This window comes from Streptomyces sp. NBC_01497, assembly GCF_036250695.1.
Lineage (GTDB): Bacteria > Actinomycetota > Actinomycetes > Streptomycetales > Streptomycetaceae > Streptomyces.
Genome location: NZ_CP109427.1, coordinates 2390621 through 2410467 on the forward strand (window position 1 = coordinate 2390621; position 19847 = coordinate 2410467).

Annotated in this window: 11 protein-coding genes and 1 pseudogene; 5 read left to right on the forward strand and 7 right to left on the reverse strand. The window is 73.1% G+C overall.

Annotation, left to right across the window (positions count from 1 at the left end):
* Positions 1-39: 39 nt before the first annotated feature.
* A complete protein-coding gene (locus tag OG310_RS10135) occupies positions 40-1266 on the reverse strand; it encodes a L,D-transpeptidase (protein ID WP_329455549.1) in 1227 nt (408 codons plus the stop codon).
* A gap of 178 nt (positions 1267-1444) precedes the next feature.
* Here OG310_RS10135 and glgX point away from each other — a divergent pair, with 178 nt between their 5' ends.
* On the forward strand, positions 1445-3823 hold the full coding sequence (gene glgX, locus OG310_RS10140; protein ID WP_443078596.1) for a glycogen debranching protein GlgX: 2379 nt from the start codon (positions 1445-1447) through the stop codon (positions 3821-3823).
* Between the two features lie 48 nt (positions 3824-3871).
* On the opposite strand, the gene OG310_RS10145 is transcribed toward glgX, so the two are convergent.
* From OG310_RS10145 to OG310_RS10160, 4 genes and pseudogenes are all read right to left on the reverse strand, one after another.
* Positions 3872-4543: a response regulator transcription factor gene (locus tag OG310_RS10145; protein ID WP_329455550.1), complete on the reverse strand. Its 672-nt coding sequence runs from the start codon at positions 4541-4543 to the stop codon at positions 3872-3874.
* Positions 4536-5786, reverse strand: a complete 1251-nt coding sequence (locus tag OG310_RS10150; protein ID WP_329455551.1) for a sensor histidine kinase — start codon at positions 5784-5786, stop codon at positions 4536-4538. The genes OG310_RS10145 and OG310_RS10150 overlap by 8 nt, the downstream gene beginning before the upstream one ends.
* A gap of 92 nt (positions 5787-5878) precedes the next feature.
* Complete coding sequence (locus tag OG310_RS10155; RefSeq protein WP_329455552.1) at positions 5879-6670, reverse strand: ABC transporter permease; 792 nt, start codon at positions 6668-6670, stop codon at positions 5879-5881.
* A gap of 182 nt (positions 6671-6852) precedes the next feature.
* Positions 6853-7740, reverse strand: a pseudogene (locus OG310_RS10160) (ABC transporter ATP-binding protein); the annotation flags it as partial.
* 276 nt (positions 7741-8016) lie between these two features.
* Between OG310_RS10160 and OG310_RS10165 the strand changes: the two are divergent.
* The 4 genes from OG310_RS10165 to OG310_RS10180 all read left to right on the forward strand — a co-directional run bounded on the left by OG310_RS10165 (position 8017) and on the right by OG310_RS10180 (position 15278).
* On the forward strand, positions 8017-10143 hold the full coding sequence (locus OG310_RS10165) for an ABC transporter ATP-binding protein (protein ID WP_329455553.1): 2127 nt from the start codon (positions 8017-8019) through the stop codon (positions 10141-10143).
* Complete coding sequence (locus OG310_RS10170; protein WP_329455554.1) at positions 10140-12038, forward strand: ABC transporter ATP-binding protein; 1899 nt, start codon at positions 10140-10142, stop codon at positions 12036-12038. The genes OG310_RS10165 and OG310_RS10170 overlap by 4 nt, the downstream gene beginning before the upstream one ends.
* Positions 12039-12552: 514 nt before the next feature.
* Complete coding sequence (locus OG310_RS10175; RefSeq protein ID WP_329455555.1) at positions 12553-14235, forward strand: M4 family metallopeptidase; 1683 nt, start codon at positions 12553-12555, stop codon at positions 14233-14235.
* A 161-nt stretch (positions 14236-14396) separates the two neighbouring features.
* On the forward strand, positions 14397-15278 hold the full coding sequence (locus OG310_RS10180; RefSeq protein ID WP_329455556.1) for a squalene/phytoene synthase family protein: 882 nt from the start codon (positions 14397-14399) through the stop codon (positions 15276-15278).
* A 198-nt stretch (positions 15279-15476) separates the two neighbouring features.
* Here OG310_RS10180 and OG310_RS10185 read toward each other — a convergent pair whose 3' ends face one another.
* Both OG310_RS10185 and glgP read right to left on the reverse strand, forming a co-directional pair.
* The gene (locus tag OG310_RS10185) at positions 15477-16643 is read right to left on the reverse strand and encodes an alginate lyase family protein (protein ID WP_329460106.1); all 1167 of its coding nucleotides are present in this window, start codon (positions 16641-16643) and stop codon (positions 15477-15479) included.
* A gap of 344 nt (positions 16644-16987) precedes the next feature.
* A complete protein-coding gene (gene glgP, locus OG310_RS10190; protein WP_329455557.1) occupies positions 16988-19714 on the reverse strand; it encodes an alpha-glucan family phosphorylase in 2727 nt (908 codons plus the stop codon).
* Positions 19715-19847 lie beyond the last annotated feature (133 nt).

Sequence of the window (19847 nt, forward strand, 5' to 3'; positions counted from 1 at the left end):
ATTCGGCTCAACCCCCCGACGAGGAGCTATGCCCCCCGCTCAGGTCGCCGAACCTTGCTGCCACGCGGACCAGTTCATGTTCCAGCCACTGAGCCCGTTGTCGGGCCGGACCGTACGGTCGTCGCTGTGCACGACCTCCACGACATCACCGATGAGGGTGCGGTCGAAGAACCAGCCGGCCGGGGTCGACGAGCTGCCCCCCTTCACGTCCCGCAGGCCGACACAGCCGTGGCTGGTGTTGCGCGACCCGAAGGTGTCGGACGACGCCCAGTAGTTGCCGTGCAGGAAGGTGCCCGAGGTCGTCAGGCGGAGCGCGTGCGGTACGTCCTTGATGTCGTACTCGCCGCCGAAGCCGACCGTGGAGCCGTTCATGCGGGTCACGTCGTACATCTCGGAGACGACCATCTTGCCGTTGTACGTGGTGCGGCTCGGGGCGCCGGCGGTGATCGGCAGGGTGGCGAGGAGGCGGCCGCCGTCACCCCGTACCCGCATGGTGTGCGAGGCCGCGTCCACGGTGGAGACCTGCGAGCGGCCCACGGTGAAGGTGACCGTCTTGTGCTGGATGCCGTAGACGCCGGGCGCCGCCTGGACGTCCCTGAGGCCCATGCCGACCGTGACCCGGGTGCCGGGCCGCCAGTACGCGCGCGGCCGGAAGTCGAGCCGCCGGTCGCCGAACCAGTGGCCCACGACCCGCACCGCCGGCTCCGCGCTGAGGGTGATGGCGCGCTGCACGGCCGCGCGGTCCTTGATCGGCCGGTTGAAGTTGACGGAGACGATCATTCCGGTGCCGACGGTGGCGCGGTTCTCCGGCGTGAAGTACCCGATGAAGCGGTGTGCGGGGACGACCGTGGTGAAGGTGGTGTGCCGGGCCGCGCGGCGGCCGTCGTCGTCGCGGGTGAGCACGTCGACGCCGTACTTGGCGGCGAGCGCGGGACGCGCGCCGGGCTCGGGCGTCCAGGTCTTCCCGTCGGCGGAGATCCGGCCGGGCAGGTCGACGGGGTCGGCCGCCTCGATCTGCCGTACGGCGACCCGCTCCAGCCGGCCCTGCGGGACGGTGACGCTGACGCGGTCGCCCGGGCCGACGGCTTTCGCTCCGTCGAGCGGGGTGACCCGGATGGAATCGGCGGAGGCCGCGCCGGGCGATCCGTCCTTGCCGGACATGTCGGTGGGGCCGCCGTCGCACCCCGCGGCGCCGGCGAGGAGTGCGGCCGAGGCGAGGGCCAGGGCGGCGGCGCGGGCTCCGGCCCGCTGCAGTAGCTGTCTCACGTCCCGCCCAACGACGGCGGGAGCCTTCCGGAAACGTCGGAGGACGTACCGTGACCCGGCTGAACGTGATGCCGGGGCCCCGGCAGGGAAGAACACGGGGGAAGACCGCGCGGCGTGCGTACGGCCCGGCGCCGCGCGGGGGGGCCGCGAGGGCCGATGAGCCGCGGGAGGCCGGCAGGTGGCAAGCGCAGCGGAGCAGGAGGAGTTGAGGGACCCGGCGAACGGGCCGGTGCGGGAGAGTACCCGTCCGTGGGCGCCCCCGGCCGGGGCTACCGCACCCGTGGGGAGTCACCCTCCGCAGCGGTACGGCGACGCGGAGTCGGTACTGCCGGGCACTCCGGAGCCGCTAGGCGCCCGGTTCCTGACCGGTCCCGGCGGTGCCGCGGGTACCAACTTCGCACTCTGGGCGGGCGGCGCCGAGGCCGTGGAGGTCTGCCTCTTCGAGGACGGCGCCGACCTCGACGGCGGTGGCGGCGGTGACCGGGGCGGCGCCCGCGAGCGGGAGACCAGGTACCGGCTGCCGGAGCAGACGCACGGCGTCTGGCACGGCTTCCTGCCGGGCATCGCACCGGGGCAGCGCTACGGCTACCGGGTGCACGGCAGGTGGGACCCGTGGACCGGCGCGCGGTGGAACCCGGCGAAGCTGCTGCTCGACCCCTACGCGCGGGCCGTCGACGGTGACTTCCGGCTGCCGCCCGAGGTGTACGGGCATGTGCGGGACTGGCCGCAGCAGCAGGTCGCCGACACCGTGCGCGACGAGCGCGACTCGGCGCCCCACGTGCCGAAGGGCGTCGTCGTGGCGGACGCCACGCCCAAGGAGAGGGCCACGGCCGGCCGGCGGCCGGGGACGCCCTGGGCCGACACGGTGATCTACGAACTGCACGTCAAGGGCTTCACCCGGCGCCATCCCGCGATCCCCGAGGAGCTGCGCGGCACGTACGCGGGCCTCGCGCACCCGGCCGCCGTCGAGCACCTGCGGACGCTCGGCGTGACGGCGGTGGAGCTGCTGCCGGTGCACCAGTACGCGCACGAGGACCACCTGTTGCGGCGGGGCCTGACGAACTACTGGGGCTACAACTCGGTCGGCTTCTTCGCGCCGCACGCCGGGTACGCGGCGGGCGCGACGCGGGGCGAGCAGGTCGGCGAGTTCCGGCGGATGGTGACGGACCTGCACGCGGCGGGCATCGAGGTGATACTCGACGTCGTCTACAACCACACGGCGGAGGGCGGCGAACTCGGCCCGACGCTGTCCCTGCGCGGGGTCGACAACCGCGGCTACTACCGGCTGCGTCAGGACGCCCGCAGGTACGAGGACTTCACCGGCTGCGGCAACACCCTGCAAGTGGTGCAGCCGCACGCGCTGCGGCTGATCACCGACTCACTGCGGTACTGGGTCACCGAGATGGGCGTCGACGGGTTCCGCTTCGACCTGGCCGCGACGCTCGCCCGCTCCGCGCCGGGCGACGTGGACATGCTGGCGCCCTTCCTCACGACGATCGCGCAGGATCCGGTGCTGCGCGGGGTCAAACTGATCGCGGAGCCGTGGGACGTGGGCCCTGGCGGCTACCAGGCGGGTGCGTTCCCCCCGCCGTGGTCCGAGTGGAACGACCGCTACCGCGACGCCGTACGGGACTTCTGGCGCGGCGCCGCCCCGGACGTGCGGGGCCTCGGCTACCGGATGTCGGGCTCCAGCGACCTGTACGACTGGGGCGGGCGGCGGCCGTACGCGTCGGTCAACTTCGTCACCGCGCACGACGGGTTCACGCTGCGCGACCTCGTCTCCTACGAGAGCAAGCACAACGAGGCGAACGGCGAGGGCAACAGGGACGGCACGGATGACAACCGCGCCTGGAACGGCGGGGCGGAGGGCCCCGGTGAGGACCCGGAGGTGGCGGCCCTGCGCCGTCGCAGGCTGCGGGGCATGGTGGCGACGCTGCTGCTCTCGGCGGGCGTGCCGATGCTGGTCGCGGGCGACGAGATGGGCCGTACGCAGGGCGGCAACAACAACGCGTACTGCCAGGACAACGAGATCAGCTGGATCGACTGGTCCCTGCTCGACGACCCGGGCTGGGCCGCGCTGCACCGCCTCACCGCGCGGCTGTTGCGGCTGCGCGCCGGCCATCCGGTACTGCGGCGCCGGACGTTCTTCTCCGGGCGGCCCCGCGCGGCGGGCGGGCTGCGCGACCTGGCGTGGTTCACGCCCCGGGGCGAGGAGATGACGGAGGACGACTGGTACGCTCCCGCCGGCACGCTGGTGTTCTTCCTGTCCGGCGACGACATTCCCGGCTCGGGTGAGGGGGGCGGGCCCGTCGTGGACGACAGTTTCCTCGCGGTCCTGCACGCGGGTCACGAGCCAGGGGACGTCCTGCTGCCGGGAGCGCCGTGGGCCCCGGCGTACGAACTGGTCCTGGACACCTCCCGCGAGGACCAGGAGAGCGAACCCGGTACGCGGTACGCGGGCGGCACGACCCTCGCGGTCCCGCCGCGCTCGGTCCTGCTCCTGCGGGCCGTCCGCCCGGACGCCGCCCCCGGCGGCGGCGGGCAGGCGGTGGCCTGAGCGCCCGGGGGCGGGTGGGGGCCCGGCCCGCGGGCGGGGGCGGGCCGGTCAGGCGCCGAGGATGTGCCGGTCGTAGGCGACGGCCACCGCGGCCGCCCGGTCCTTGACGCCGAGTTTGGCGTACAGGTGGGTGAGGTGCGTCTTCACGGTGGCCTCGCTGATGAAGAGTTCCCGGGCGATCTCCCGGTTCGACGTGCCCTTGGCGACCAGCTCCAGCACCTCGCGTTCGCGGGCCGAGAGGTCCTCCGTGTCCCGTCCGCCCGGGGAGAGGGGAGCCCGGACGCGGGAGATGAGCCGGGAGGCGACGGCGGGAGAGAGGACCGTGCGGCCCCGCGCCGCCGCCCGAACCGCCGTGAAGAGTTCCTCGCGCGGCGCGTCCTTGAGCAGGTAGCCCGTCGCGCCCGCCTCGATCGCGGGCAGCGTGTCGGAGTCGGTGTCGTACGTGGTGAGCACCAGGACCTTCGAACGGGCGCCCCTGCGGCCGAGTTCGGCGATCGCGTCGACTCCCCCGCCACCCGGCATCCGCAGGTCCATCAGGACGACGTCCGGGTCGAGGCGCAGCGCGAGCTCCACGCCCTGGACACCGTCCGACGCCTCGCCGAGGACCCGGAAGCCCGGCGACGACTCGAACATCCCGCGCAGTCCGTCACGGACGACGGGATGGTCGTCGACGAGCAGCAGCGTCACGGTCTCTTCCGCGTGTTCAGCGTGTTCACTCATGGGTGACCAACGGTACGCGAGCGGAGATGGCCGTACCCCCGCCCTTCTCCGACTCCACGCTCAGCGATCCCGCGATCCGCTCCACCCGCGTGCGCATGCCCGCGAGACCGAACCCGCCGCTGCCGGTGCGCCGCGGCACGCCGAGCGCCTCGAAACCCGCGCCGTCGTCACGCACGTCGAGGGACACCTCGTCCCCCATGTACGACAGCGTGACGCCGACCCGGTCCGCGCCCGCGTGCCGGCCCGCGTTGGCGAGGGCCTCCTGCGCGACCCGCAGGAGCGTCGCCGCGATCTCGCCGTGCAGGTGCTCCTCGGTGCCGGTGACGGTGAACCGCGCGGTGACCCCCGTACGGTCGGACCAGGCGGCCACCGTCTTCTTCAGGGCCTGGGGCAGGGCGTCGTGCTCCAGGTCCAGCGGGCTGAGGTTCTGCACGGAGCGGCGCGCCTCCCCGAGGCTGTGGCGGGCGAGCGAAGCCGCCCGGTCCAGGTGCTCGCGGGCCAGCCGCTCGTCAGCGGTGCCGGTGACGACCTGGAGCTGGGTGATGATGCCGGTCAGTCCCTGCGCGATGGTGTCGTGGATCTCGGCGGCGAGCCGGCGCCGTTCGTCGGCGACGCCCGCCTCGCGGGCCTGCACGAGGAGCTGGGCGTGCAGCGCCGCGTTCTCCTCCAGGGCCTGTTCCAGGCGGGCGTTGGCGGTCTCCAGCTGCAGGATCGTGTCCGTTCTCTCCCGGGCCTTGGCGACCTCCCGCTCTCCCAGGTTGGAGAAGAACGCCGCCATGCCGCTGTTCACCACGATCAGCGCGCCGAACAGGATCCACACGGTGGTGGAGCGGGGCGGCAGCCCGGACGACTGCGACCCGGCGATCGTCACCGCGTTGACGAGGAGGCCCGCCCTGGCCGTCCGCCGGGGCAGCATGCGGCTGACGGCGAGGTACCCGGCGTACGCGTAGATCGCGTACAGCGGGTTGAGCCAGGTCAGCACGAACGCGATCGCCGTACGCAGCCAGTAGTGGGCCTGCTCGGCCGCCGATCCGGGTACCGGGACCCGCCCCGGCCGGCACCACCACAGTTCGCACACCAGCGCCACGGGCACGACACCCGCCGCCACGTACAGGTCCGTACGGCTCATGAGGGCGGAGGCGACCGCCGCCGAGACGACGCTCGCGAGCCCGAAGAGGGTCAGCGGGCCCCACCGGAAGATCCGGTCCCAGTGTTCTTCGACGGCGACGGCGTGGCCCTGCATGCGGCCAGTCTCTCCCGCGGCGGTCCGGCCCGGCCAGCCCCCGGCGCGCAGGGGACAGGGCGCCCCGGCGGGCCGGGCGGACGCGGGTGCGGTCACTGCCACCGGAAGAAGCGGACCGCGCCCGAGGTCAGCAGCACCGTCCACAGTGCCGTCACCCCGAGGTGGACGAGGCCGGGGAAGCCGCCGCGCGCGGCCTGGTCGAGGGCCTGTGAGGCGGCGCCCAGCGGGGTGTACTCGACGATGGTGCGCAGCAGGTGCGGCATGGTCTGCACGGGCAGCCAGACGCCGGCCGTGAACATGGAGGGGAAGAGGACGACTGCGCTGAGAGCCTGCGCCATCTTCTCGTTGCGGGCGATCGCGCTCATCAGCAGGCCGAGTGACATGGCACTGGCCGCGGCGAGCACCAGCGCGAGGACGTATCCGCCGGGTTGCCGCGGCAGGTCGACGGAGAACGCGATGCGGCCGACCGCCATCACGAGTACCGCCGAGACCAGCGCGCCCGCGCCCAGCAGCACCAGTTGCGAGACGAGCAGGGCCGACGGGCGTACGGGGGTGGTCGACATGCGGCGCAGGATGCCGCGTTCGCGGTAGCCGGTGAGGATCGGCGGCATGGCCTGCAACCCGGCCATGACCAGCGCGAGCAGCACGGCGACCGGCACGTACAGGTCGATGACGCGGCGCCCGCCCAGAGAGGCGCTCGCCTCCCGGAAGCCGGGGACGAGGCCGAGGATCACCAGCAGGACCGTGGGGAACAGCAGCACCGACAGGGCGACGGAGGGCTCACGCAGATAGAGGAGCCGGGCCTCGGTGCGCAGGACGGCGACGACCGGGGAAGGACGTCCGGCGGCGGGAGCGGTCGCGGGCGGCGTGGCGGTGGCGGACATGGTCAGACCCTCTCTTCAGGCGCGTGCGGGGCGTTCTCTACGCGCGCCCCGGGCGGGGTCGCGGTACCGAGGGGCGTGGCGGACGCGGGCCCGTCGGGGGTGGCGGGTGCGGGCCCGTCCGGGGTGGCGGGCGCGGTCGCAAGGGCCGTGGCCGTCGTGCTCGCGGACCCGCCCTCGCCCGCGGTGAGATCGAGGAACGCGTCGTCGAGCGACGCCTCGGTGACCCGGAGCTGGCGGGCCGTGACACGGCGGCGCGCCAGCAGGGTGATGACGGCGTTGACCGTCTCGTCGCTGCCGTTGATCACCACCCGGCCGCCCCGCGTGCTGACGGACGCGACCTCGGGCAGCGCGCCCAGCTCCCCCTCGTCCAGCGGCTGCGAGGGCGTGAAGGAGATGACCGTCGACGCGCTGGAGCGGGCGATCAGCCCGGAGGGGGTGTCCAGTGCGGCGACCCGGCCCCGGTCGATGACCGCGACGCGGTCGCACAGCCGCTGGGCCTCCTCCATGAAGTGCGTCACCAGCAGGACGGTCACCCCCGAGTCCCTGATCTCCTCGATCAGCTGCCACGTGTCGCGGCGCGCCCGCGGGTCGAGGCCGGTGGTCAGCTCGTCGAGCACCACGACGCGCGGCCCCCCGATCAGCGCCAGCGCGATGAACAGGCGCTGCTTCTGGCCGCCCGACAGCTTCCCGAAGCGGGTGGTGAGATTGGCGTCGAGGCCGAGCCTGGACGCGAGCGGCCGCCAGTCGGCGGGGCGCGGGTAGAACGCCGCGTACAGCTCCAGTGCCTCCTGGACGGTGAGCTTGGGCTGCACCTGGCTCTCCTGGAGCTGTGCGCCCAGCAGCCGGGTGACCTGTTCGTGGTCGCGTACGGGGTCGAGGCCCGCGACCCGGACCGAGCCGTCGTCGGGGACGCGCAGCCCCTCGACGCATTCGACGGTGGTGGTCTTGCCCGCGCCGTTCGGCCCGAGGATCCCGAAGATCTCCCCCTCCTCCACGGCGAAGGACACTCCGTCGACGACGGGCTTGCCGCCGTACGACTTCCGCAGATCGCGCACTTCGATGATGGCCATGGCCCAAACGATCCCGGCGCCGGCCGTTCTGCGGTATCGGCCGGCCCGCTCGAACCGCATCCGCCGATCGGCTGATGCCGGACGCCGGAAGGACGACCCGCGCCGGCCCGGAGGACGGCCCCCGGGCCGCCGCTCGGACGGTTCCGGGCCCGCGCCCGGCCTGGTCCCCGCCCCGCCGGCGACCCGGCCTGTCCGTCGGCGTGTTCACGCCACACCCGCAGCGTGCCTCGGAAAACCACGTGAGCGTTGTCAGTGCCTGCCCGTAGTCTCGGCCGGATGTCTGAGAACCCGGGAGCCACCGCACAGCGGTCGGCCGTGAGAGCACTGCTGCGGCTGTGGCCGTACGTCACACCGGTACGTGGCCGGATGGGCGGTGCCGCGGTGATCGCGATAGTGGCGTCCTGTCTCGGCCTGGTCTTCCCGCTGGTGCTGAAGTGGATGGTGGACGGCCCGGTCAAGGACGGGGACACCGGCGGCATCTGGCGCGGCGCGCTGTACCTGCTGCTGCTGGGCGTCGCCGAGGCCGGGCTGTTCGGCCTGCGCAGATGGCTGGTGGCCCGCCCGCTCGCCGGCGTGGAGGCGGCGATGCGCGCCGATCTCTACCGCCACCTCCAGCGGCTCCCCGTCGCCTTCCACGACCGGTGGGCTTCGGGCCAGTTGCTGTCGCGGGGGACGACGGACCTGATGCTGCTGCGTCAGTTCCTCCAGTTCCCGCTGACGTTCCTGCTGGTCAACGGCGTGACGATCCTCGTCGGCTGTCTGATTCTGCTGGCCCAGGACTGGACGCTGGGGCTGGTGCTGCTGATCCCCGTCGTGCCGCTGATGATCCTGTGCTCGCTCTTCGAGAGGCGGTACGCGCTGGTGGCCCGGCGCGCGCAGGACCAGGTCGGCGACCTGACGACGATCGTCGAGGAGGGCGTCCTCGGTATCCGGATCGTGAAGGGGTTCGGGCGCCACCGCAGCCAGGCCCTGGCCTTCGCCGCGCTGGCCGGGAAGGTCCGCCGCACCGAACTGGAGAAGGGCCGCCTGCTCGCGGGCCTCTGGGCCCTCATCACGACCATCCCCGAACTGGCGATCGCCGCGGCACTCGTCCTCGGTACGGTGCAGGTCGCGGACGACGGCCTGTCGGCGGGCACGCTCGTCGCGTTCCTCTCGACGGCCCTGGCGCTGCGCTGGCCCGTCGAGTCGATCGGCTTCATGCTCGCGATGAGCCAGGAAGCGGCGACCGCGGCGGAGCGGTTCTTCGAGCCGATGGACGCGGCGGAGGAGACCGACACGCCCTACGCCGGAACCGGGACGGCGGAGCCCGGGGACCCGGAGGCCGCCCGGGACGTACGGGCCGGGGCCGGGACACCGTCCGCCCTCGGCGCGAGCGGCGGGCTGCGCTTCGAGGGCGTGTCCTTCCACTACCCCGACGCGCCGCCGGACGCGGAGCCCGTACTGGCCAAGATCGACCTGCATGTGCGGCGGGGCGAGACGATGGCGCTCGTGGGCGCGACCGGGTCGGGCAAGACGACACTGACCGCGCTGGTACCGCGCCTGCACGAGGCCACGTCGGGCCGCATCACGCTGGACGACGAGGACATCGCGCTGATGCCGCGCGAGCGGCTGCGGCGCCTGGTGTCGGTGGCGTTCGAGGAGCCGACCCTGTTCTCCGCGAGCGCGGGGGACAACGTGCTGATGGGCGCGGGCGACACGGCGCGCGACGGCGACCTGGAGCGCGCCCTGGAGATCGCGCAGGCCGGCTTCGTGCGGGCCCTTCCGCACGGCACGGACACCCAGGTCGGCGAACAGGGCCTGAGCCTGTCCGGCGGTCAGCGGCAGCGGCTCGCGCTGGCCCGCGCGGTGGTCGGGCGACCGCGCTTCCTCGTACTCGACGACCCGCTGTCGGCGCTGGACGTGCATACGGAGGCCCTGGTGGAGGCCGCGCTGCGGCGCGTCCTGCGCGGGACGACGGCACTGGTGGTGGCGCACCGCCCGTCGACCGTCCTGCTGGCCGACCGGGTCGCGCTGATCTCGTCCGGCCGCGTGGTGGCGGTCGGCACCCATCAGGAACTGCTGCGGGACAACGAGGAGTACGCCTGGCTGATGGCGGGCGAGGGCCATGGGCCTGGCGAGCGTGCCCGCCCGGCGCTCCCGCAGGACGGCGCGGACGCCGCGCGCGATCGCGGAACGGAAGAAGGCCCACCCGCTGATGACGGGCCGGCGGAAACTCCCGTGGGCGCTCGCGTCACGGCGGGCGGAACCGCGCTCGACGGCGCGGAGCCGGGCCGCGACACGCGGGACGGCACGGTGCTCACGGCGCCGGGCGCCGTCGGGCGGCGGACGCACCGGGGCGGCGGCGCCGGGCGCGAGGACAGGACGCACGAGGAGATCCGGGGCGACGAGGAGGGCGTTCGATGACCACGTCGACCACCACGGGGCCGGCCCCCGGCGGCGCGGGGGGCGGCCCCTCGGGGGCCGCGGCCGAGGACGCGGCCGTCGTCGCCGCCGCGTCGGGCCCGGAGAACGACCCGTTCGACCGGGACGCGCTGCCCGCGCCGCGCGGCGCGACCCGCGCGCTGCTGGGCTCACTGCTGCGCCCGCTGCGCGGCGGCGTCGTCGTGACCGTCGTGATGCTGCTGCTCCAGCAGGCCGCCGCGCAGGCGGGCCCGCTGCTCGTCGCGTACGCCCTCGACCACGCGGTGCCCGCGCTGCGGCACGGCTCGCACGGGCCGCTGGTCGCGGTGGGGGCCGGCTACGGGCTGAGCGCGCTGCTCTCCGGCTTCTTCCAGCACGCGTTCATCCAGACCTCGACCCGGGTCAGCCAGGCCGTGCTGTTCGACCTGCGCGGGCGGATCTTCCGGCACGCGCAGGTCCTCAGCGTCGACTTCCACGAGCGCTACACCTCGGGCCGGCTCATCTCGCGGTCGACCACGGACGTGGAGTCGCTGCGCGAACTGCTCAACGAGGGGCTCCAGGAACTCGTCGCCGTCGTGCTGTCGTTCCTCTACATCGGGGCGACCCTGCTCTACCTCGACTTCGGCATGGGGTCCGTTGCCGTCCTGTCGTTCGTACCGCTCTACATGATGGTGCGGGTCTACCAGCGGCGCGCGGGAAGGGTGTTCGGCCGCCGGTCCACCGCGATCGCCGCGGTCATCGTGAAGTTCGCCGAGACACTCAACGGCATCCGCCCGGTGCGTGCCTTCCGCCGCGAGCGTGCCAACGACGCCGAACTCGCGGAGCTGAACGGGCACCACGAGCGCAGCAACGGCGACTCCATGCTCGAAATGGCGCGGTACGTCATCGGTTCACGGCTCATCGCGAACACCGCGGTGGCGGGCATGGTGCTGTGGGGCGCGTTCCGGGTCGCCGACGGCACGCTGGAGCTCGGCGTGCTGGCCGCCGCAGTGCTCTATCTGCGGCGGCTGTACGACCCGATCGACCGGCTCGGGATGTTCCTCAACGCCTACCAGTCCGCGGTGGCCTCGCTGGAGAAGATCGCGGGGCTGCTCGCGCAGGAGCCGGGCGTGATGGACGCCGCCGAGCCGCGCCCGCTGCCGCCGCGCACCACCGGCCTGCCCGGCCGCGAGGTGGTCTTCGACGACGTCCGCTTCGCGTACCGGACCGGCGGCGAGGTACTGCCCGCGTTCGCCCTGACGATCGCGGCGGGCCAGACCGTGGCGGTCGTGGGGTCGACGGGCGCGGGGAAGTCGACGCTCGCGAAGCTGCTCGCCCGCTTCTACGATCCGACGTCGGGCAGGGTCCTGCTGGACGGGGTCGACCTGCGCGACCTGGACACTCCGGAGCTGCGGCGCGGCGTGGTGATGGTGACCCAGGAGGCCTTCCTGTTCTCGGGGACGGTCGCGGAGAACATCGCGATCGGCAGCCCGGACGCGTCCCGCGAGGAGATCGAGGCGGCGGCCCGGGCGATCGGGGCGCACGAGTTCATCGCGGGTCTGCCCGACGGCTACGACACCGATGTGCGCAAGCGCGGCGGACGCATCTCGGCGGGGCAGCGGCAGTTGGTGGCCTTCGCGCGCGCCCTGCTCGCGGATCCGGCGGTGCTGATCCTGGACGAGGCGACGAGTTCACTGGACATCCCGGGCGAACGGGCGGTGCAGCACGCGATGGACACGGTGCTGCGCGGGCGGACGGCGGTGGTGATCGCCCACCGGCTCTCCACGGTGGAGATCGCGGACCGGGTGCTCGTGATGGAACAGGGACGGATCGTCGAGGACGGGGCACCGGCCGAACTGATCGCGGGCGCGGGCAGGTTCGCGGGTCTGCACCGGGCGTGGCGGGAGAGCCTGGCCTGACGGGGCCGGCCGGCCGGCGGATCCGCGGCCCGGGCACGCGCCCTCGCGCCCGCGTCCCCCTGGCCGTCCGGTCCGGCCGCGTCGTCCGGCCGCGTCGTCCGGCCGCGTCGTCCGGCCGCGTCTCCCGACCGCCGCCTCAGACGCCCGGCGCGGCTTCGGCCCGTCTGCGTTGCGGCGCCTGCCCGCGTCCGGTGTGGCCGGATCGCTTCGGTGGCACAGGAATGTGTGCGGTGCGCCGGCGACCCGCCGCGCGGGCACCGTAAAGGGGCCGCTACGTCCCGGTTGGACACCGTTTCCCTGACCGTCATGTACATGACGTAACACCGTCGCAACACCGGCCGCTCCTGTGCCGACAGCCTCGCGGCGGGCGCTTTCCGGTCAATGAATTGACGCGCTCCTGACAACAACATCGCTCTCCTGCGAGTCTTCCTGCGTTCGGCAGACGCTCCGCAAGCACGTGCACATACCGGGCGCCGACCCCGTGCCCGGTACCCCCCTCGCACAAGGAGACAGCGTGAGATCCACGCCCAAACGCCGCGCCGTGACAACCGGTGCCGCCGTCGCCGCAGCCGCCCTGCTGGCCGTCAGCGTCCAGGCCGGCACCGCATCCGCCGGTGGCGAGAGCGCACAGGGCGCGGCACCCGCCGCGCTCGTCGCGGCGGGCTCGGACGCCAGGCCCGGCGCCCTGCCCCGCGAGCTGAGCCCCTCGCTGCGCGCCCAGTTGATAGCCCAGGCCGACGCCGGCACCACGGCACAGGCCAAGAAGCTCGACCTCGGCGCCCAGGAGAAGCTCGTCGTCAAGGACGTCACCCAGGACGTCGACGGCACCACGCACACCCGCTACGAGCGCACCTACCAGGGGCTGCCCGTCCTCGGCGGCGACATGGTCGTCGCGACCTCACCGTCCGGGGCCACGACGTCCGTCGTCGCGTCCTCGAAGGCGTCCCTCGCGGGCGTCGGCACGACCGCCGCCGTGGCGCCCGCGACCGCGAGCAAGCAGGCGCTGACCGCCGCCGCCTCGGCCGGTTCGTCCAGGACCGCTCCGGACACCGCGCCGCGCAAGGTCGTGTGGATGGCCGAGGGCGCCCCGGTGCTCGCCTACGAGACGGTCGTCGGCGGGTTCCAGGAGGACGGCACCCCCAACCAGCTGCACGTCGTCACCGACGCCTCCACGGGAAGCAAGATCTTCCAGTGGCAGGGCATCGAGACCGGTGTCGGCAACACCGAGTACAGCGGCCAGGTGACCGTCAACTCCGTCAAGTCCGGCTCGACGTACCAGCTGACGGACACCCCGCGCGGCGGCCACAACACGTACAACCTCAACCGCGCCACCAGCGGGAAGGGCACCCTGTTCGCCGGCCCCGACGACGTGTGGGGCAACGGCGTGGGCTCCAACACGGAGACCCCCGCCGCGGACGCCGCCTACGGTGCCGGGCTGACCTGGGACTACTACAAGAACGTGCACGGCCGCACCGGCATCAAGGGCAACGGCGTGGCCGCGTACTCCCGCGTCCACTACAGCAGCGGCTACGTGAACGCGTTCTGGGACGACTCCTGCTTCTGCATGACGTACGGCGACGGCGCGGGCAACAAGGCGCCGCTCACGGCGATCGACGTGGCCGGGCACGAGATGTCCCACGGCGTCACCGCCGCCACCGCGGGCCTGGTGTACTCCGGCGAGTCCGGCGGCCTCAACGAGGCCACCTCGGACATCTTCGGCACGGCCGTCGAGTGGTACGCGAACAACGCCACGGACCCAGGCGACTACCTGATCGGCGAGAAGATCAACATCAACGGCGACGGCACCCCGCTGCGCTACATGGACCAGCCGAGCAAGGACGGCGGCTCCGCCGACAACTGGTCCTCCAGCGTCGGCCGGCTCGACGTGCACTACTCGTCCGGTGTCGCCAACCACTTCTTCTACCTCCTGTCCGAGGGCAGCGGCGCCAAGACGGTCAACGGCGTCAAGTACAACTCGCCGACCGGTGACGGCAAGCCCGTGACCGGCATCGGCCGCGCGAAGGCCGAGCAGATCTGGTTCCGCGCGCTGAGCACCAAGTTCACGAGCAACACCAACTACGCGTCGGCGCGCACGGGCACCCTCGCCGCCGCAGCCGACCTGTACGGCAGTGGTTCCGCCGAGTACAACGCGGTGGCGAACGCCTGGGCGGCCGTGAAGGTGGGCGCCCGCCCGTAACCACCGGCGGCGCGGCACCGGAGCCGACCGGGTCCACCCGACCCGGTCGGCTCTGCCGTGCCGGACGCTCCCCTTACCCTGGAGGCGGTCCGTGTCCCGCCCCCTCTTCCTCCTGGAGTCCGCCCGTGCGTTCGTGGCGACGTTGTCTGGATCACGCGGGGGTGCGCTCCCCCCGGCTGCGCGCGGACTACACCGCCGCCGCGCGGTACCTGCGCCGCAGGGAACCCGCCCTCTACGGCGTGGTCCGCCTGCAGGCGCCGGCCGGCTTCCTGCCGCATGCCCTGACCGGCGCCTCCATGCTCGGCTTCACCGACGACGTGTGCGACAAGGGCACTCCCGAGGACCGGGTACGCCAGCTCGACGCCTGGACCGCCCACGTCACGCGGGCCCTGGACACCGGCGACTCGCACCATCCGCTGCTGCGGGCCTTCGCGCACTCGGCCGAGGAGGCCGGCCTGCCGCGCCACTGGTTCGACACCTATCTGACCGGCACCCGGATCGACCTGGAGTTCCCCGGGTTCGCCGACGAGGCCGCCTACCAGCACTACATCGACACCCTGACCTGGCCCGGCATCATGCTGAGCACCGGCCTGACCCCGCACCTCGTGCCCGACGAGGAGTTCGCCACCTCCTGCCGGCTCGTCGCCGACGCCTGCCAGCGCACCGACCTGCTCACCGACCTCACCGAGGATGTGGCCGAGGGCAGGTTCGCGCTCCCGCGAAGCGACCTCGACCACTACGGCGTGACCCACGAGGACCTGGTCCGGGGCCGCCCCACGGCCGAGGTCCGGGCCCTGGTGCTCGCCACCGCGGACAAGGCCCGTGCGACGCTGCTGGAGGCGGGGCGCGTCGTCGGTGAGGTCCCCGTCGAGTACCGCCCGCTCGTCCGTGTCCTGCTCGGTCTCTACCACCACCGCCTCGACGTGATCGGCGCGATGGGCGCCGACGTCGTGCGCCGCCCGGTCCGGGACAACCCGGCGGACTGCCTGCGGCTGGTCGCGGACGCCCGCCGGGAGCCGCTGTCCCTGGCCCTGTCCGCGTGACCCCCGGCGGCTGCGCGGTGTGACGCCGCGCGGCGGGACGCGTGACACCGCACCTCGCACGACGGCTCCCACCGCGGCCCGCAACGGCCGGCGGCCCGCCGCCCGGACCGTATGCGTACGATCCGGGCCACGGGGCCGCCTTTCGCCACTGCTGACTGCTGTGCTGACTACTTACTGCCGACTGCCGACTGTCCAGGCCTAGTTGGGGTTCTTCGCGTTCGTGAGGGTCTCCCAGGCGACGAACAGGTCGTTCGACCCGGCGGGCCGCTGCCGCTCGGTCAGTGCCTGGGTGTTGGTCATCGCGACGCCCTTGCGGGTGTTCAGCGCGTTGAAGCCGACCTCGGTGATCGGACCGAGGCCGAGGGTCAGGTTCTTGCCCGGGCACAGGGTGGAGGGCTTGGACGCGGCCCCCGTCTCGAACTTCGACTGGAAGCCGAGAGCCTGCCGCAGCCGCTCGCCGACCTGCGGGTACAAATCCTGTCCCTGGATGCGCGCGGTCTCGTAGACGTGGCCGATGTTCGAGATGCCGTAGCCGGTGTGGGTGAAATCGCGGCAGGTCTCCTGCGTGACCCCCGCCATGGAGGCGTCGAACGTCGACTGGCCCTGCCAGTAGCTGACGATCTTGTCGCGGGTGTCGAGGTTCTGGCTCGGTACCGTCTTCGGCAGGCTGCCGTCCGTGGGCAGGTAGACGTAGGCGGCCGTGCGGGTCAGGTACTTGGAGATGGCCGTGTCGTAGTCCGTCTTGTCGTCGAGGTAGACGGAGATGCTCACCGCCGCCTCCATCATCGTCAGCTCCCAGTTCCCGTTGGAGTTGGAGCCCTTGATGAGGGTCGGCATGTAGACGTTGCGCAGCATCGTGTCGAAGCGGCCCTCGTTCGGCCAGTTCCCGTACACGTGCTTGATGATCTCCGCGGCCTTCGGCCAGGAGGCGCCCGCCCAGCCGGTCTGCAGCGGGGCGTTGGAGTTGGTGTGCTGCTGGATGGTGGCCGACCAGGCGTCCATGAGCTGGATCGACTTCTGCGCATACCGGTCGTCGCGGGTGATGTACCAGGCGAGGGCGTCGGTGTACGCGGCGATCGCGTCCTGACGCTCGTCGGTACAGCCGTTGTTGGGGTTGGAGTACGAGCCGCACTCGACGTTGGCCCGGGGCGCGGGCGTCCGGTTCAGGTCGGCGTACTTGCTGGAGATCATCTGGTTGTAGGCGGACTTCCAGGGCTCCGTGCCGGCCTGGACCTTGCCCCGCACGAAGTCGAGCTGTGCGGTGCTCAGGTTCACGCCCGGGTGGACGAAGGCGGCCGGCGCGGCGGCCACCGCCGGGGCGGCGGCGGGGTGCGCGGCGGGCCCTGCGGCCGACGCGGGCGCCATGCAGAGGGCCGCGGTGATGCCGGCGAGTGCGGTACCGAGCCCGATGAGGCGCGTGGTCTTTCCGGTGCGCATGTGGGGGATGCCTTCCGGTGCGGGGGATGCCTCAACTCCGCCCGGCATCCCGTTCAGTTGTTCATCAACGTGAACGCCGGGTGAAGTTGTGAACGTATTGACAGGGAAGGTAGAGCCGTCGCACAGCGCGCGTCAAGGTCCGTACCTTTACTGGTTCGTTGGGGATTCCGGGCACCCCGGGTACTCCGACGCACCCCGGGCACGCGAGGCGCCCCGGAACCGGTTCGGTTCCGGGGCGCCCGGGTGCCTCGTGGGGCCGGTGGCCGGATCGGCTACCGCATCAGCACGCCCGCGTGCGTGCCCGCCGCCTCGGTGGGCAGCGTGACCAGGCCAAGGTCCGCGCCGCCGGCCAGCAGCGGGTGCGACGGCAGCACGCGCACCGTGTAACCGAAGGGGCCCGTACGCTCCAGGGCCAGCGGCCCCTCGTAGACCCAGCGGCCCTCCGCGTCCGGCCCGCCGGACGGCTTGAGCGGGAACGTCCGCGCGTCCGCGATCGCGTCGTCGGAGCCGACCCGGCCCGCCACGGCCTGCACCTCGACATCGTCGGGCCGCAGCTCACCGAGAGCCACGCCGACCCGCAGACTGAGCGTGGCGCCCAGCTCCGCCGTGGCCGGGGCGACACCCGCGGACACGGTCTCGACGTGCTCCACGGAGACGTACGGCCAGAGCGTACGGACCCGGTACTTCCAGGCCGCCAGTTCGGCCGCCGCCTTGGTGTCGAGGGCCCGGTGGGCCCGCGCGGCGGGCGCGTACAACCGCTCCACGTACTCGCGCACCATCCGGCCCGCGACCACCTTCGGTCCCAGCGTCACCAGCGTGCGGCGGACCATCTCGATCCACCGGCCGGGCATGGCCTCGCCGCCTGCCACGGCGTCCGCGGGCCGGTCCCTGTCGTAGAAGCGCGGCGCGATCCGGTTCTCGATCAGCTCGTAGAGGGCGCCCGCCTCCAGCTCGTCGCGCCGGTTCTCGTCGATGGCCGCCGAGCCGTCCGCCGTGGGGATGGCCCACCCGAAGTCCGGCTCGTACCACTCGTCCCACCAGCCGTCCAGGACGGACAGGTTGAGACAGCCGTTGAGCGCCGCCTTCATCCCGCTGGTGCCGCACGCCTCCAACGGGCGCAGCGGGTTGTTCAGCCACACGTCACAGCCGGGGTAGAGGTTCTGCGCCATGCCCATGCCGTAGTCCGGCAGGAACACGATCCGGTGCCGCACCCGGGGATCGTCCGCGAAGCGCACGAGCTCCTGGATGAGCCGCTTGCCGCCGTCGTCCGCCGGGTGGGCCTTGCCCGCCACCACGATCTGCACCGGGCGCTCCGGGTCGAGGAGCATCCTGGTCAGCCGCTCGGGGTCACGGAGCATCAGCGTGAGCCGCTTGTACGAGGGCACGCGGCGGGCGAAGCCGATGGTCAGCACGTCCGGGTCGAGGACCCCGTCGATCCAGCCCAACTCGGCCGCCGCCGCGCCGCGCTGGCGCCAGGAGGCACGCAGCCGCTCCCGCACCTCGTCGACCAGCCTGGCGCGCAGGGTCCTGCGCACCTCCCAGATGTCCGCGTCCGCGATGCCGGCCACCGCCTCCCAGCGGCCCCGGCCGCCGACGCTGAGCGCCTGCTCCGCACGGGCCTCGCCGATCTGGCGGGCGCCGAGCGCGGCGACCTCGGGAGCGACCCAGGTCGGCGCGTGCACCCCGTTGGTGACCGAGGTGATCGGCACCTCGTCGGCGTCGAATCCCGGCCACAGCCCGGCGAACATCTGCCGGCTGACCGCCCCGTGCAGGAGGGACACCCCGTTGGCGCGCCCGGCGAGCCGAAGACCCATCACGGCCATGTTGAACAGGTTGGGGTCGCCGCCCTGGTAGGTCTCCAGGCCGAGGCCGAGCACCCGCTCGACGTCGACGCCCGGCAGTTCCCCGTCGGCCCCGAAGTGGTGGGCGACGAGCGCGCGGTCGAAGCGGTCGATGCCCGCGGGAACCGGTGTGTGCGTGGTGAAGACCGTGCCGGCCCTGACCGCTTCGAGCGCCGCCTCGAAGCCGGCGCCGTCGGGGTCCTCGGCCGTCAGTTCCCGGATCCGCTCCAGGCCGAGGAAGCCGGCGTGGCCCTCGTTGGTGTGGAAGACCTCGGGCACGGGATGGCCGGTGAGCCGGCAGTACGCGCGCACCGCCCGCACGCCGCCGATGCCGAGGAGCATCTCCTGCAGCAGCCGGTGCTCGCTGCCGCCGCCGTAGAGCCGGTCGGTGACCTCGCGTTCGCCGGGGCCGTTCTCCTCGACGTCCGAGTCGAGCATCAGCAGCGGCACCCTGCCCACCTGCGCCTGCCAGATCCGCGCGCGCAGCGCCCGGCCGCCGGGCAACGCCAGCTCGACCTGGGCCGGCGTGCCGTCCTCCTCGCGCAGCTGGGTCAGCGGCAGCTCGTGCGGGTCGAGGACCGGGTAGGTCTCCTGCTGCCAGCCGTCCCTGGACAGGGACTGGCGGAAGTAGCCGTGCCGGTAGAGCAGCCCCACCCCGATCAGCGGGACGCCCAGGTCACTCGCGGACTTGAGGTGGTCCCCGGCGAGGATGCCGAGGCCGCCGGAGTACTGCGGCAGGGCGGCGGTGATGCCGAACTCGGGTGAGAAGTACGCGACGGCGGCCGGCAGGTCGCCTCCCCCGTCGCCGTCCGCCGCGGGGGGGGTGTCCGCGTCGGCGTCCGGGCCGTCGAGTCCGGCGTCCCGCCGCTGGTACCAGCGGTCGCCGTGCAGATAGGCGTCCAGGTCCGCCGCGACCGCGGTCAGTCTGTCCACGAAGGCCCGGTCGGCGGCCAGCTCGGCCAGCCGTGTCGCGGACACGGCGCCGAGCAGCCTGACCGGGTCGCGGCCGGCGGCCTCCCAGCCCTCCGGGTCGACGGCCTCGAACAGTTCGCGGGTCCCCGTATGCCAGGACCAGCGCAGGTTGCGGGCCAGATCGCTCAGCGGGCCGAGGGGCTCGGGAAGCACCGGACGGACGGTGAACCGACGGATTGCCTTCACGTGCTCCACCTTCGCAAGGGACGTACGTATCGGAGGGGACGCACCGCACCGGGCGTCCCGCCGTGGTGAGACGTTAGCCGGACCCTGCCCCCGACAACCACGGCGCATTCGCGCGCGTCGCGGCGGTTTCCGC